This window comes from Novosphingobium sp. KA1, assembly GCF_017309955.1.
Classification (GTDB): domain Bacteria; phylum Pseudomonadota; class Alphaproteobacteria; order Sphingomonadales; family Sphingomonadaceae; genus Novosphingobium.
This window is the reverse complement of sequence record NZ_CP021247.1, coordinates 3,610,942-3,626,363: the sequence shown is the minus strand read 5'-3', so window position 1 is coordinate 3,626,363 and position 15,422 is coordinate 3,610,942. Positions and strand designations below refer to the sequence as shown.

Here is a 15,422-nt window from a genome sequence, read left to right as displayed (position 1 = left end):
TGGCACTCTGCACGGCGTCCGCAGGCGCTTCCGGGAGCTAACCCATGGTATGGGTTCTCAGGATTTCCGAGGGTCTTTATCCAGGTCGAGACAGTTCCTGTCGGCGGCGTTGCCGCTGTCGGCCTGGACGGGCCTGCGTCCCTTACGCGCAACACCCGAAAGACCCGCCTGGCGGGTGAGTTTCCCCCAATCGCCCGGCCCCATGACTTTCAATGGCCGGGACGCGGATCACAAGAGGAGAGAATCCATGGACGCGAAGACCAGTGGTTGCCCGATGCACGGCGAACCCGTGCGATCGCTGCTCGGGCGCACCAACCGGGACTGGTGGCCCAACCAGCTGCGGCTCGACATCCTCCAGCAGGGCGGCACCAGCCCCAGCCCGATGGACCCCGATTTCGATTACGGCGAGGCGTTCCAGTCGCTCGACCTTGCGGCGGTGAAGGCTGACCTCACCGCGCTGATGACCGACAGCCAGCCCTGGTGGCCGGCCGACTACGGGCACTACGGACCCTTCTTCATCCGCATGGCCTGGCACAGCGCGGGCACGTATCGCATTGGTGACGGGCGCGGCGGCGGCGGTGCCGGCGACCAGCGCTTCGCGCCGCTCAACTCCTGGCCGGACAACGCCAATCTCGACAAGGCGCGCCGCCTGCTCTGGCCGATCAAGCAGAAGTACGGCGCCAGCCTCTCCTGGGCGGACCTGCTGATCCTCACCGGCAACGTGGCGTTCGAATCGATGGGCGCGCCGGTGCTCGGCTTTGGCGGCGGGCGCGAGGATATCTATTCGTCCGAGATCGACGTCTACTGGGGCACCGAGGAGCACTGGGTCGGGCAGGGCGCCGAAACGCGCATCCAGCCGGACAAGGACATCGCGCTCGAAAACCCGCTGGCGGCAATCCAGATGGGCCTGATCTACGTCAACCCCGAAGGCCCCGGCGGCAATCCCGATCCGCTCGGCTCGGCGCGCGACGTGCGCGAGACGTTTGCCCGCATGGGCATGGACGATGTCGAGACGGCGGCGCTCACCGTCGGCGGGCATACTTTCGGCAAGTGCCACGGCGCGGGCGATGCGGCGCTGGTCGGCGCCGAGCCGGAAGGCGCGGACATTGCGCTGCAGGGCCTCGGCTGGGCGAGCGGGCATGAGAGCGGCTTCGGGGATCACACGATCACCTCCGGCATCGAGGGTGCCTGGACGCCCACGCCCACCCGCTGGGACATGAGCTACCTGCACATGCTGCTCGATTACGACTACGAACTGGTGCATAGCCCGGCCGGCGCACAGCAGTGGCAGCCGATCGGCCAGAAGCCCGAGGACATGGCCCCCGGTGCGCACAGCCCCGAACGGCGCGTGCCGACGCTGATGACCACGGCGGACATGGCCTTCAAGGAAGACCCGGAATACCGCAAGATCCTCGAACGCTTCCGCGCCGAACCGGCGTGGTTCGAGGACCAGTTCGCCAAGGCCTGGTTCAAGCTCTGCCACCGCGACATGGGGCCCAAGGCGCGTTACCTCGGCAGCGAGGTTCCGGCGGAGGACTTCCTCTGGCAGGACCCGCTGCCCGGCGCGCAAGGTCCGGCAATCGGCGCTGAGGACGTGGCCGCGCTGAAGCAGAGGATCGCCGCTTCGGGGCTTACCGTGGCCGAACTGGTGGCAACCGCATGGGCTTCGGCGGTCACCTTCCGCCAGTCGGACTACCGCGGCGGTGCCAATGGCGCGCGTATCCGCCTGGCGCCGCAGAAGGACTGGGAGGTCAACGAACCGGCCCGGCTCGCCAGGGTTCTGGGCGTCTACGAGGAGATCAAGGCCGGGTTCGGCGGCACCGTGTCGATGGCCGACCTCATCGTGCTGGGCGGCAGCGTCGGCATCGAGAAGGCGGCGGCGGATGCGGGGAGCGCGGTTGAAGTGCCGTTCACTCCGGGCCGCGTCGATGCCTCGCAGGAGCAGACCGACGAGCATGGCTTTGCCGTGCTGGAGCCGCGCGCGGACGGTTTCCGCAACTACCTCCAGGTGCCCTACAACGTGCCGACCGAGGAGCTGCTGCTCGACCGTGCGCAGCTGCTGGGCCTCAGCGCCCCGCAGATGACGGTGCTGGTGGGCGGCCTGCGGGTGCTGGGCGCAAACTTCGGCGGCTCGAAGGACGGCGTCCTTACCGCGCGCGAAGGCCAGCTCACCAACGACTTCTTCGTCAACCTGCTCGACATGAATACCGCCTGGAAGCAGGTCGACGACGAGGCGGACGAGAAGTTCGTCGGCTCCGACCGGGCCAGCGGGCAGCCGAAGTGGACGGCAACCCGGACCGACCTGGTGTTCGGCTCCAATTCACAGCTTCGCGCGCTCAGCGAAGTCTATGCGGCGGCGGACGCGGGCGGGAAGTTCGTGCGCGACTTCGTGGCCGCGTGGGTGAAGGTGATGAACGCCGATCGCTTCGACCTCGCGTAGAGCGCGCGAGGCCGAAGCCGGGAAGGGCGGGGGCGCGTGTTCTCCCGCCCGTTTTCCCGTGCTCCGGCGGGATCTACCGAGGCGCATATAAAGATATCTTTATATTTGCGTCGGGCAAAGCGAACGGGTAGGGACGGCACCATTGCGGCGCCCTACGCCATTCCGGCGCAGGGGCCGTAGAGCAAACACTTCCAGGAGTTCGCGCCCGTGGCCACGACCACCGCCCCCGACTACGCCATCGCCGATATCTCGCTCGCCGATTTCGGCCGCACCGAGATCGCCATCGCCGAAACCGAAATGCCCGGCCTGATGGCGCTGCGCGAGGAATACGGCGCTGCCCAGCCGCTCAAGGGTGCGCGCATCACCGGCTCGCTGCACATGACGATCCAGACCGCCGTGCTGATCGAGACGCTGGTCGCGCTCGGCGCCGAAGTGCGCTGGGCCACCTGCAACATCTTCTCGACGCAGGACCATGCCGCCGCCGCCATCGCCGCGCAGGACATCCCCGTCTACGCCATCAAGGGCGAAAGCCTGGCCGAATACTGGGACTATGTCGGCCGCATCTTCGACTGGTCGAGCGAGGGCAACCCCGACCTCACCTGCAACATGATCCTCGACGACGGCGGCGATGCCACCATGTTTGCGCTCTGGGGCGCCCGCGTCGAAGCCGGTGAACCGCTGTTCGAGCCCTCGAACGCCGAGGAAATCGAGTTCGTGCGCGCGCTCAACGCCTTCCTCAAGGCCAAGCCGGGCTACCTCTCGCGCACCGTCAACGCCATCAAGGGCGTCTCGGAAGAGACCACCACCGGCGTGCACCGCCTCTATCACCTCGCCAAGGACGGCAAGCTGCCGTTCCCCGCGATCAACGTGAACGATTCGGTCACCAAGTCGAAGTTCGACAACCTCTACGGCTGCAAGGAATCGCTGGTCGACGCGATCCGCCGCGCCACCGACGTGATGCTGGCCGGCAAGGTCGCCTGCGTTGCCGGTTTCGGCGACGTCGGCAAGGGCTCGGCCGCGTCGCTGCGCAACGGCGGCGCCCGCGTGATGGTCACCGAGATCGACCCGATCTGCGCCCTTCAGGCCGCCATGGAAGGCTATGAAGTCGTCACCATGGAAGACGCCGTGAAGCGCTGCGACATCTTCGTCACCGCCACCGGCAACGAAGCCGTCATCACCGGCGAGCACATGGAGCAGATGAAGGACAAGGCCATCGTCTGCAACATCGGCCACTTCGACAGCGAGATCCAGATCTCGGCGCTCGACAACTACGACTGGAAGGAAGTGAAGGCCGGTACCGACCTCGTCACCTTCCCGGACGGCAAGCAGATCATCGTGCTCGCCAAGGGCCGTCTGGTGAACCTGGGCTGCGCCACCGGCCACCCCAGCTTCGTGATGTCGGCAAGCTTCACCAACCAGACGCTCGCGCAGATCGAACTGTTCACCAAGAACGAGCAGTACGAGAACCGCGTCTACGTGTTGCCCAAGCACCTCGACGAGAAGGTCGCCGCGCTGCACCTCGAAAAGCTGGGCGTGAAGCTCACCAAGCTTTCGAAGAAGCAGGCCGACTACATCGGCGTGCCGGAAGTGGGCCCGTTCAAGGCGGACCACTACCGCTACTGATGGTTTGGTCGGGAATGCCCATCCGGGCGTTCCCGATGCGGCACCGGCCCACTCCCCCACCCGACCACCCACGAGTGTATCCTGACGGGTGGTCGGCCCCCTCAGCAAAAAGGTCCCCCGGACCTTTTTGTGTTCTTCGGGACGGGAGTGGGCCGGTGCCGCTAAAATTCGCCTTTGGCGAATTCTCGAACAAAGCCAAATCCGCGAACAACATGGGGAGAGTACCGGCACTGCGGTACTCTCCCCATTGTCTTTGCGGCGCCGGGACAGCATAGCCGGGGGTGAATGGATCACGAACGCTTCGTACCTCTCGTAATCGGGTTGCTTCTTGCCGCATGGATGCTCGCGGCGGCCTGGGCGGTGCTTTCCGCCAGAGGCCGCCAGAAGCGCGCGGAAGCGCAGCTTCGTTCCGCCCGGCGGCTGGCCCGCATGGTCGAGGAATCGCCGGCGATCCCGCTGCTCGTGCGTTCCGACGGCCGCATCGAGGGGCCGCCGCGCGTTGCCCAGTGGCTGGGTTTTGATGCGGTTCCCCAGTTCCTGTCCGAACTCGACGGCGGCGACCGCGGTATTCCTTCCGACAAGCTCGCCGAACTGACCGAGGCGGTGCGCCGCACCCAGAAGAGCGCCGCGCCCTTCCGCATGGTCGTCACTCCGCGCAATTCGGCACGCTCGCTGGCGCTGCGCGGGCATCTTGCCGATCCGCAGGTCTCGCCCGGCGGCGCGGCGCTGGTCTGGCTTTTCGACTTTTCCGACAGCGAGGGCGAACTTGTCCGCCTGCGCGACGAGGCGGCGCGCGCGCGGGGTGATTTCACCGCGCTGGTCTCGCTGATCGAGGCGGCGCCGATGCCGATGTGGTTCCGCCGCCCGGACGGCGAACTGCAACTGGTGAACTCGGCCTATGTCACCGCGGTCGGCGGCGAGAGCGCGCAAGGCGTGGTGGCGGCAGGTACTGAACTGGTCGAGAACGTCGACGGCGTCAGCCCGGCGCAAGTCGCGCGGATCGCCGCGCAGAAGGGCGCGCCGATCCAGCGCATCGTTTCCACCACGATCGACGGCCAGCGCCGGGCGATGCGGGTCAGCGACTTGCCGCTGGGGGATGACGGGGTTGCCGGTTACGCGGTGGACATCGAAGACCTCGAGGAAATGTCGCGCTCGTTCCGCGCCTTCCGCGATGCGCAGCGGGCCCTGCTGGACCAGTTGTCCGCCGGTGTCGCCCAGTTCGATGCCCGCAAGCGCCTGAGCTTTGCCAACCAGCCGTTCCAGCGCCTGTTCAAGCTGGAGCCGAAAGTGCTGCAGGACCCGCCGGTGTTCGAACGCCTGCTCGATGCCGCGCGTGATGCCCAGCGGGTTCCCGAAGTGCGCGACTTCCCGGCATGGCGGCGCGAGAAGGGCGCCTGGTTCGCCTCCAGCGAGAGCCATGAGGAAGCCTGGACGCTGTCCGACGGTACGCACCTGCGTATCGTCGCCCAGCCGCTGCCCGACGGCGGCCTGCTGCTGATCGCGGAAGACCGCACCGAACAGCTGCGTCTTTCGGCGGTGCGCGACACGCTGCTGCGCACACGCACGGCGATGTTCGACAGCCTCTACGAATCGGTTGCGGTCTTTGCGCCCGATGGCCGCGTGCAGCTGTGGAACCGCCGCTTTGCCGCCGACTGGGGCATGGAGAGCGATTTCCTCGATACCCACCCGCACGTCGAGGCCTTGCTCAAGAAGATTGCGCCGCGGCTCATGCGTCCGGTCGAGGCCGAAGCGATCGGTGTGGCCGTGCGTGCCGCCGCGCTGGACCGTACGCAGAAGGGCGGGCGCATCGCGCTCGCCGACGGCAGGATGCTCGAATATGCGGGCGTGCCGCTGCCCGACGGCAACGGCCTGCTGGCCGTGCTCGACATCACCGATTCGCAGAAGGCCGAAGCGGCGCTGCGCGAAAGCAACGAGGCGCTGATCGAGGCGGATGCGATCAAGACCCGCTTCCTCGCCAAGATCAGCTACGAACTGCGCACCCCGCTCACCTCGATCGGCGGGTTTGCCGAATTGCTGGAAGCGGGCGTCGGCGGCGAGCTCAATCCCGGCGGGCAGGAATACGTGGCGGCGATCATCGCCTCGGTCGACCAGCTGGGCGAGCACATCGACAGCCTGCTCGACCTGTCGCAGAGCGAGGCCGGGCTGCTGCCGCTCAAGAAGGAAGAGATCGACCCGATGCCCTTCATCCGCTCGGTGGTGGAGGAGCGGGCCGGGCGTCTGGAACGGGCCGGCCTGGTGCTCGACTTGCGGGCCGACGGGCTGCTGCGGCCCTTCCCGGGCGACCGCCGGCGTCTGGCGCGGGCGGTCGGCCATCTGGTCGACAACGCCATTGCCGCCTCGCCGCGCGGACAGCGCATTCTCGTGCAGATGGCACGGCGCAAGTCGCCCGAAGGCGAGGGCGTGGTGCAGATTCTCGTGCAGGATCGCGGGCAGGGCATGGACAATCGCAGTCTCGCCCTCGCGCTCGACGGCATGAAGCAGAGCGCCGACGGCAAGTCGGTGGAGCGCAGCCAGGGGCTCGGCCTGCCGCTGGCGCGCCAGCTGGTCGAGGCGCACGGCGGTGCGCTGCGGCTCGTTTCCGAACGCGGCAAGGGGACCAGTGCGCTGGTGGAGCTTCCCGAATGAAGATTGCGCTTCCCGATCTTGCGGCGATGGACCGGCTTGGCCGCGCCATTGCCGAGGCTTTGCGGCCGGACGATGTCGTTGCGCTGGAGGGCGGCCTCGGCGCGGGCAAGACTACGCTCGCCCGCGCAATCATCGCCGGTCTCGGGCATGAGGGTGAAGTGCCTTCGCCCAGTTTCGCGATCATCGAGGTCTACGATCCGCCTGCGGTCCGCCTGCCGCTGATCCATGCCGATTTCTACCGCCTGGCCCATCCTTCCGAGGCGGACGAGATCGGTCTCGACGACTACCGGCAGGGCGCCGCGCTCATCGCCGAGTGGCCCGATCACGCCGGCGGGTTCACCCATGAGCCGGGCTGCCTCTCGATTACGCTGGAAGTTGCGGAAGAGGGTAGGATCGCCATTGTCGAAGCGGGGGCGGATTGGGTAGGGCGAATCCCGCAATGACCACGATTCCCGCCGATCTTCCCAAGGGCCTCGCGCCCTTCCTTGCCGATGCCGGATGGCAGGGCGCCACTGTCGAGCCGCTGGCCGGCGATGCGTCGTTCCGCCGCTACTTCCGCGTGCGCGGGGCGCATGGCGAATGCGCGATGCTGATGGACGCCCCGCCGCCGACCGAGGACCCGCAGCCGTTCCTGCGCGCGGCACGCTGGCTCGATGCCAACGGCATGCGCAGCCCGCGGATCCTGGCCGAGCAGGCCGAGCGCGGGCTGGTGCTGATGGAAGACTTCGGCGATGCGCGCATGCGTGACTACATCGACCAGTGGCCGGACGACGAACGCGCGATCTACAAGGGCGCGATCGACACGCTGGTGCAGCTCCACAAGCTGCCGCCCGGGCCGTTCCTCGATTATTCGATGAGCGAGTACCAGCGCGAGGTGCGCCTGTTCCTCGAATGGTATGCGCCCGCGCAGAACCTCTCGGTCGATGCCGCCGGTTTCACCGCCGCGTGGGAAAGCGTGCTGGGCGAGATGCTGCCCCGCCAGCGTCCCGGCGTCACCGTGCTGCGCGACTATCACGCCGAGAACATCATGCTGCTCGGCGCGCTCGAAAAGCAGGGGCTGCTGGACTTCCAGGACGCGCTGATCGGCCACCCGGCCTATGATCTCGTCTCGCTGCTGCAGGATGCCCGCCGCGACGTTTCGCCCGAACTGGAGGCCGAGATGTTCGACCATTACCTGCGCGCGACCGGGGTCGATCCCGAGACGTTCCTGGCCGATTACGCCCGCCTCGGCGCGCAGCGCAACACCAAGATCGTCGGCATCTTCGTGCGCCTGTTCAAGCGTGACGGCAAGCCGCGCTACCTCGACCTGATTCCGCGCGTATGGGCGCAGCTGGAGCGGGATCTTGCCCATCCGGCGCTGGAGCCGGTGGCCCGCTGGTTCGATGCCAACGTGCCCGACGAACTGCGCGCCGCCAATGGCGGGAGCCTTGCGGCATGAACCGGGGCCCGCTCGCCAGCGATACCGCGATGGTGCTGGCCGCCGGCATCGGCAAGCGCATGCGCCCGCTCACCGCCACCCAGCCCAAGCCGCTGGTGCGGGTGGCGGGCAAGTCGCTGATCGACCATACACTCGACAAGCTGGACACGGCCGGGATCGAGAAGGCAGTGGTCAACGTCCACTACCTTGCCGATGCGCTGGAAGGACACTTCAAGGCGCGTCACCAGGGACCGCGGGTGACCGTTTCGGACGAGCGCGCGCAGCTTCTCGAAACCGGCGGCGGCATGGTCAAGGCCGCGCCCTTGCTGCCCGAGACGTTCTTCTGCCTCAACAGCGACAATATCTGGCTCGACGGTCCGGAGGACGTGTTCCACGAACTCTCGCGCGCCTGGGACGAGGAACGCATGGACGCGCTGCTGCTGGTGGTGCCGCATCCGCAGGCGATGCACCACAGGGGCGCCGGCGACTTCCATCTCGATGCCGTGGGCCGTGTCTCGCGCCGCAAGCCGGGCCACGTCGCGCCGTTCATCTACATGGGCATCCAGCTGGTATCGAAGCGTTTGCTGCGCGATGCGCCGGAAGGGCCGTTCTCCACCAACCTGCTGTGGAGCCGCGCGATCGAGGAAGGCCGTCTCTACGGCATTACCCATACCGGCCTATGGTTCGAAGTGGGTGAACCGGCGGCGATCCGTCCCACCGAGGAATGGCTGACCCGTGCCTGAGAGGGCGGGGCCGAAAGTCTATTCGATTGCAGCCCATCGCGGTTTCGCGGACGCCCTCGTGGCGGGGCTGGCGCCGCGTTACGGGCAGGGCGAGCTTGGCCTAGCCCGGCTGACCCTGCTGCTGCCCAGCCGCCGCGCCGTGCGCACGGTGACCGAGGCCTTCGTGCGCCATGCGGGCAGCGTCGAGACGCCCGGCCTGCTGCTGCCGCGCATGGTGGTGGTGGGCGATCTCGACCTTGACGAGACGCTGGGACCGCTGCTCGATCCGCTGGGCGCGGCGGACATCGCGCCGGCTGCCGATCCCACCCGCCGCTGGCTGCGGCTGGCCCATTACTTGCGCGAAGTCGACGGCGATGCGGCGGGCAAGGGCGCGGCGCTGCTGCGCCGTGCGTGGGAACTGGGCCGGACGATGGACCGCCTGCTGGTCGAGGGGATCGCCCCGCTCGACCTGATGAGCGAGCGGGTGATCGGCGTGGTCGGCGAACTCGCCAGCCACTGGACCGACAACACCCGTACTTTCCTGAAAGTGCAGCAATACTGGCTGGCGGAACTGGCGGCGCGCGGCGAGATCGACGCGCCGGAGCGGCGCAACCAGTTGTTCGAGCATGCCGCCCGCGAATGGCGCCTGGCGCCTCCGGTCTTCCCGATCGTCGCGGCGGGCGTCACCAGCGCCTCGCCCGCGCTGGCGAAATTGCTGCGGGTGGTGAGCGAACTGCCCGAGGGTAGCGTGGTGCTGCCCGACTTCGACCTCGCGCTGCCGCAGGACGTCTGGGAGGAACTCGGCACCGCCGGCAATCCGGCCGGGCCGGAGGACCCGCCGTTCGGGCCCCATGACGCGGTGACGCACCCGCAATATCACCTCAAGCTGCTGCTGAACCGCATGGGCATCGCCCGCGAGGAAGTGACGGCGTGGCACCGCTCCGGTCCCGGCGCCTCGCCGCCGTCGCGCAGCACGGTGATCTCCAACCTGTTCCTGCCGCCGCAGGCCTCGACCGCGTGGGTCGCTCTGGAGGCGGAACGACGCCGCCTGCCCGGCGTGCGCCTGATGGAAAGCGCGCATCCCGAGCAGGAAGCGCAGGCCATCGCCATTCTCGTGCGGCAGGCGCTGGAAGTGCCCGAGCGGCGCGTGGCGGTCATCACCCCCGATCGCGGGCTGGCCGCGCGCGTCGTCGCGCACCTCACCCGCTGGGACATTGCCGCCGACGATACCGCGGGCCTGCCGCTGTCGCAGACCGCCGCGGGCCGCCTGATGCTGCTTCTGGCCGAAGTCATGGCCGATCAGGCGGCGCCGGTGCCGCTGATCGCGCTGCTGGTGCATCCCCTTGCCGGTGCCGGGGAAGGCCGTGCGGCCTGGCTGGAATCGGCGCGCAAGCTGGACCGGGGCCTGCGCGGACCGCGCCCCGGCGGCGGCCTTGCCGCGCTGGCGGAAATCGCCGAGGCGCGCAAGATCGGCGCATGGTGGGGCGAGGTCGAGGCGGTGCTGGCGCCGCTGCTCGCGCTCGAGGAAGGCGAACCGCTCGAGACGATGCTGGGCACGCTCGCCGATGCTGCCGAACGGCTCTGCGGCGAGGCGATCTGGTCGGGGGCCGATGGGCGTTCGCTCAGTGCCATGGTCGAGGAACTGCGCGCCGCTGCCGCCTCGGCCGGAACGCTGTTCGATCCGCGCGAGCTCCACGCCATGCTGCGCGACGTCATGGACCGTGCTGCCGTGCGCCCGCCCTGGGGCGGCCATCCGCGCGTCTCGATCTACGGCCTGCTGGAAGCGCGCATGAGCCGCGCCGATCTGGTCATCTGCGGCGGACTGGTGGAGGGCACCTGGCCGGCCGCTCCCGCGCAGGACGCGCTGCTGCCGCCCGCCGTGCTGCGCGCGCTGGGGGTGCCGGGCGCCGACTTCCGCATCGGCCTTGCTGCACACGACCTTGCCGCAGCATTGGGCGCGCCCGAAGTGGTGCTCAGCTGGGCCTTGCGCGATGCCGGCGGCCCGGTGATCCCCTCGCGCTTCGTGCTGCGCGTCAAGGCGCTGATGGGCGCGGATGAGGCCAAGCGCCATGTCGAGACCGAGGCGCTGCGCCTTGCGCGCATGATCGACGACGCAACCCCGGTTCCCGCGCATCCTCGCCCGCAGCCGATGCCGAGCGCCGGGCAGCGCCGGGTGGACCTTTCGGTCACCGGGCTCGACCGTCTGCGCGGCGATCCTTACGAATTCTACGCCAATGCCATCCTCGGCCTCTCGCGCCTCGATGCGCTGGACGCGGAGCCGAGCGCGGCGTGGAAGGGCGAAGTCGCGCATCTCGTGATGGAGCGCTGGCACCGCGCGGGCGAGCCGGTCGACGGATTGCACACGATCGCGCAGCAAGTCCTGGTGGAGAAGAACGCGCACCCGCTGATGCGTGCGCTGTGGTGGCCGCGTCTTTCCGCCGCGCTCGATACGTTCCGCGATCTCGTGCTGGCGCACAAGACCCACGGCCGCCGCGTCATCGCCACGGAAGCGAAGGGCGACATGGACTATCGCGGCATCAGGGTTCACGGCCGGGCCGACCGTATCGACCGGCTGGCCGACGGCAAGCTGGCGGTGGTGGACTACAAGACCGGCTCGCCGCCGACGACCCGCCGCGTGGAAGAGGGTTTTGCGCTGCAGCTTGGCCTGGTCGCGATGATTGCCGAGGCGCGCGGCTTCAAGGATCTGGACGACAGGGTGATCGAGGGGGAGGCGCAGGCCTTCGAATACTGGTCGATGGCCAAGAACAAGGACACCATCGGTTACACCACCACCCCGCTCAAGGAAGGCAGCAAGCGCACCGGCGTGTTGCCGGACGAGTTCATGCCGCATACCGAGGACTACCTGAACGACGCGCTCGACCGCTGGATCCTCGGCACCGAGCCGTTCACCGCAAGGCTCAATCCGGAACTGGGTTCCTACGCCGATTACGACCAGCTGATGCGGCTGGATGAGTGGATCACCTCGCTGGGCGGGCGTTCGGAACCCAAGGATTCCGAGCCCAGGACGGGAGACGGCGCATGAGCGGCCCGGCAACCGTCCATCCGCTGCACGGCAACCAGATGCGCGCGGTCGATCCGCGTGACAGCGTCTGGCTTTCGGCATCGGCGGGCACCGGCAAGACGCAGGTCCTCTCCTCGCGCGTGCTGCGGCTCTTGCTGCAGGAGGGGGTTTCGCCTTCGCAGGTGCTGTGCCTCACCTTCACCAAGGCCGGCGCCACCGAAATGGCAGCGCGCATCAACGGCACGCTGGCCGAATGGGTGCGGCTGGAAGAGACGCAGCTGTTCCTGCGCCTCGATGCCATCGGCGCGCCGACCGATCCCGAAACGATGGCGCGGGCGCGCACGCTGTTTGCCGCCGTGCTCGATTGCCCCGGCGGGGGTTTGCGGATCGATACCATCCACGCCTTCTCGCAGTGGCTGCTGGCGACGTTCCCGCTGGAGGCGGGGCTGGTTCCCGGCACTCGCCCGATGGAGGACCGCGAACGCGCTTTGCTGGCGCGGCAGGTGCTGGCCGATCTGCTGGTGGAGGCGGAAGAGGCCGCGCTGGGCGATACGCATTTGCTGCGCGCCATTGCCCAGCTTTCGCTGCGGCATGGCCCGGACTCGGTGATGGACTTCTTGCTGCGTTGTGCTTCGGCGCGGGAGGCATGGTTTGGGCCGGGATCGTGGCAGGCGGGCGACATGCGGGGTCATGTGCTGCGCCTGCTGGGGCTGCCCGCCGATGCCGGCGGGGACATGCTGGCATCCATGTGTGCGGACGACCAGTTCGACGTCCGCTCGCTGCGCCGCTGCTGCGAAGTGCTGGCCGAGTGGAACACCGCCACCGCGCACAAGGCGACCGACGTGCTGGTGCCCTGGCTGATGCATTCGCCCGCCAAGCGCGCCGAGCAGGTGGAAGACCTCTACGGCGCGCTGTTCACCAAGGACGATGCGGTTCGCAGCGCCAGGAACCTTGCAAAGTTCGAGCCCGATTACGAAGGCTATACCTCGCGCGTGGGCGAGTGTCTGGTTCGCATCCGCGAGGTGAAGGCACTGCTGGGGCTGGCCGACCGGCTGGTGCCCGCGCTGCGCCTTGGCCGCGCTTTCGCGATCGCCTGGGACGAGGCGAAGCAGCGCGAAGGCCTGATCGACTTCGACGACCAGATCCGCCGCGCCGCCGACCTCTTGCGCGGGCAGGCTTCGGCCGACTGGATCCGCTACAAGCTGGACCGCCGCTTCGACCACATCCTGGTCGACGAGGCGCAGGATACCAATGCCGCGCAGTGGGACATCGTCTTTGCCATGGCGGAGGAGTTCTGGGCCGGGGAGGGCCAGCGGAGCGAACTCTTGCGCACGCTCTTCGTGGTGGGCGATTACAAGCAGGCGATCTTCCGCTTCCAGGGCACCAGCCCGGAGAACTTCCGCCGTGCGGCAGAGCGCGTGCGCGCCATGATGGACCAGGCGGCGGACAATGCCGACATGCTGCGCAGCGCGGCCGCGCCGCGGCGCCTCGTCGAACTCGGGCTCGACCGCAGCTTCCGCACCGCGCAGAAAGTCCTCGATTTCGTGGACGAGGCCATCGGCGGCATCGGCCACGGCAATTTCGGGCTCGACCGTCCGGCAGAGCGTCACGTCGGGCAGGAGCGTCCCGGCTATGTCGCGCTGTGGCAGCCGGTGGCCGAGGAAGTGGAGGAGGAAGAACCCCTCGACACCGACGACGCCGACGGTGCGCAGCCGAACTGGCTCTCCCGCCCGGATCGCCAGATGGCGGAGCGCATCGCCCGTCAGGTGCGCGAATGGCTGGATGAAAGCGGCCCCGGTTTCGCGCTCCACAAGGGCAAGCCGCGCCGCGCCGGGGCGGGTGACATCATGGTCCTGGTGCGCCAGCGCAAGGAACTGGCGGGGCTGATCGTCGCGCGGCTCCATGCGGCGGGTGTGCCGGTGGCGGGCGTCGACCGTCTGCGTCTGGGCGCGCCGCTGGCGGTGAAGGACCTGATTGCCGCGCTGCGCTTTGCGGTGCAGCCGCTGGACGACCTGACGCTGGCCAGCCTGCTCGTCTCGCCGCTGGTGGGCTGGAGCCAGGAGCAATTGCTGCGCTTCGGGCACCGGGCGAAGGGCGTGCGCCTGTGGGATCACTTGCGCACCCAGTCCGGCCCCGAAATCGGCGTGGTCATGGAACAACTGGGCGAACTGCTCGCCAAGGCCGACTATGCGCCGCCGCAGGCCATGCTGCACTGGCTCTTGGTCGGGCCATGGCAGGCGCGGCGCAAGCTGGTGGCGCGGCTGGGCAGCGAGGCCAACGACCCGATCGACGAACTGGTCAACGCCGCGCAGGCCTATGTCATGACCGACACGCCCAGCCTTGCCGGTTTCCTCGCATGGTTCGATGCGGGCGACGGCGAGCTGAAGCGCGAGGCGGATGCCGCGCAGGGGCTTGTCCGCGTGATGACCGCGCATGGATCGAAGGGCCTGCAGGCGCCCATCGTCATCCTCGCCGACGCCACCGGCAATCCCGAGGCGGCGCGCGAGCGCGGTTTCGAACTTGCCGACCCGCGCGAGGCACGCCGCAAGGTGCCGCTGCCGCCGCTGTCGAAGGACGAGAAGGCGGGCCGCATCGCCGCGCAGATCGCCGAAAACCGCGAGGGGGACGAACAGGAACACTGGCGCCTGCTCTACGTCGCCATGACCCGCGCCGAGGAAGCGCTGTTTGTCGGCGGCGCGCTGGGCAAGCGCGACAAGGACGGCCCGGCCGAGAAAAGCTGGTTCGCCCGCCTGCGCAGCCTGTTCGAGGACGGGGCTGAGGTGGAGGATGCGATCTGGGGCACGCGCTGCGATTACGGCACGCCGCCCGCGCCCTTGCCGGCGCAAGTCCGCTCGGTGCAGCTGCCGCTGCGTGAGCCGCTGCCGCGCTGGCTGGAGCGTGTTGCCCCAGCCGAACCGCGTCCGCCGCGTCCGCTGGCGCCGTCTGCTTTGGGCGAGGAGGACGCCCCCGATCCGCCGTTCCCGCCGGGTGCGGGCCGCGATGCCCTGCGGCGCGGTACGCTGGTGCACAAGCTGCTCGAACGCCTGCCGCAAGTCGCTGCCGACATGCGCGAGGAGGCGGGCTGGCAATGGCTTGCCCGCAATGCCGCCGATCTTGCCGAAGAGGTGCGTCAGGCGATGCTGGACAGCGCGCTGGCGGTGCTCGGCAATCCCGATTGGGCTGACCTGTTCGGGCCCCGCAGCCTTGCCGAAGTGCCGGTGGCGGCGGTCGTCGGCGGGCAGGTGGTGGCGGGCACGATCGACCGTCTGGTGGTCGAGCCCACCCGCGTGCGGCTGGTCGATTACAAGACCGCGCGCCGTCCGCCCGAACGTCTGGAGCAGGTGCCGAGAGGCGTGCTGCGGCAGATGGCGGCCTATGCCGCCGCGCTGGAAGTGGCGTTCCCGGGACGCGCGGTGGAAGTCGCCTTGCTCTACACTTCCGTTCCGCGCCTGATCGAAGTACCGTCCGCGACATTGGCGGCGCACAAGCCCGACTTTGCACAGGTCCAGTAAAGCTATGTGCGCCGGGGCGTTGCCTCCCGGCGATTCCTCC

8 protein-coding genes are annotated in these 15,422 nt (G+C 68.7%); all 8 read left to right on the top strand.

Annotated features, from left to right (window positions below; genetic code table 11):
* The first annotated feature begins 247 nt into the window (after nucleotides 1-247).
* Nucleotides 248-2,440 carry a catalase/peroxidase HPI gene (gene katG, locus CA833_RS17415; RefSeq protein WP_207078762.1) on the top strand — a complete coding sequence of 731 codons (2,193 nt, stop codon included), beginning with the start codon at nucleotides 248-250 and terminating at the stop codon, nucleotides 2,438-2,440.
* 207 nt (nucleotides 2,441-2,647) lie between these two features.
* On the top strand, nucleotides 2,648-4,063 hold the full coding sequence (ahcY, locus tag CA833_RS17410) for an adenosylhomocysteinase (protein ID WP_142633024.1): 1,416 nt from the start codon (nucleotides 2,648-2,650) through the stop codon (nucleotides 4,061-4,063).
* A gap of 285 nt (nucleotides 4,064-4,348) precedes the next feature.
* Nucleotides 4,349-6,709, top strand: coding sequence for a PAS domain-containing sensor histidine kinase (locus CA833_RS17405; protein WP_142633026.1), 2,361 nt, complete (start codon nucleotides 4,349-4,351; stop codon nucleotides 6,707-6,709).
* Nucleotides 6,706-7,152 carry a tRNA (adenosine(37)-N6)-threonylcarbamoyltransferase complex ATPase subunit type 1 TsaE gene (gene tsaE / locus CA833_RS17400; RefSeq protein WP_207078761.1) on the top strand — a complete coding sequence of 149 codons (447 nt, stop codon included), beginning with the start codon at nucleotides 6,706-6,708 and terminating at the stop codon, nucleotides 7,150-7,152. Before CA833_RS17405 ends, tsaE begins: the two co-directional genes overlap by 4 nt.
* The gene (locus tag CA833_RS17395) at nucleotides 7,149-8,147 is read left to right on the top strand and encodes an aminoglycoside phosphotransferase family protein (RefSeq protein ID WP_185928715.1); all 999 of its coding nucleotides are present in this window, start codon (nucleotides 7,149-7,151) and stop codon (nucleotides 8,145-8,147) included. The genes tsaE and CA833_RS17395 overlap by 4 nt, the downstream gene beginning before the upstream one ends.
* Nucleotides 8,144-8,869, top strand: coding sequence for a nucleotidyltransferase family protein (locus CA833_RS17390; protein WP_142633030.1), 726 nt, complete (start codon nucleotides 8,144-8,146; stop codon nucleotides 8,867-8,869). The genes CA833_RS17395 and CA833_RS17390 overlap by 4 nt, the downstream gene beginning before the upstream one ends.
* Complete coding sequence (gene addB / locus CA833_RS17385; protein WP_207078760.1) at nucleotides 8,862-11,891, top strand: double-strand break repair protein AddB; 3,030 nt, start codon at nucleotides 8,862-8,864, stop codon at nucleotides 11,889-11,891. Before CA833_RS17390 ends, addB begins: the two co-directional genes overlap by 8 nt.
* Complete coding sequence (addA, locus tag CA833_RS17380) at nucleotides 11,888-15,382, top strand: double-strand break repair helicase AddA (protein WP_207078759.1); 3,495 nt, start codon at nucleotides 11,888-11,890, stop codon at nucleotides 15,380-15,382. Before addB ends, addA begins: the two co-directional genes overlap by 4 nt.
* Nucleotides 15,383-15,422: the final 40 nt, after the last annotated feature.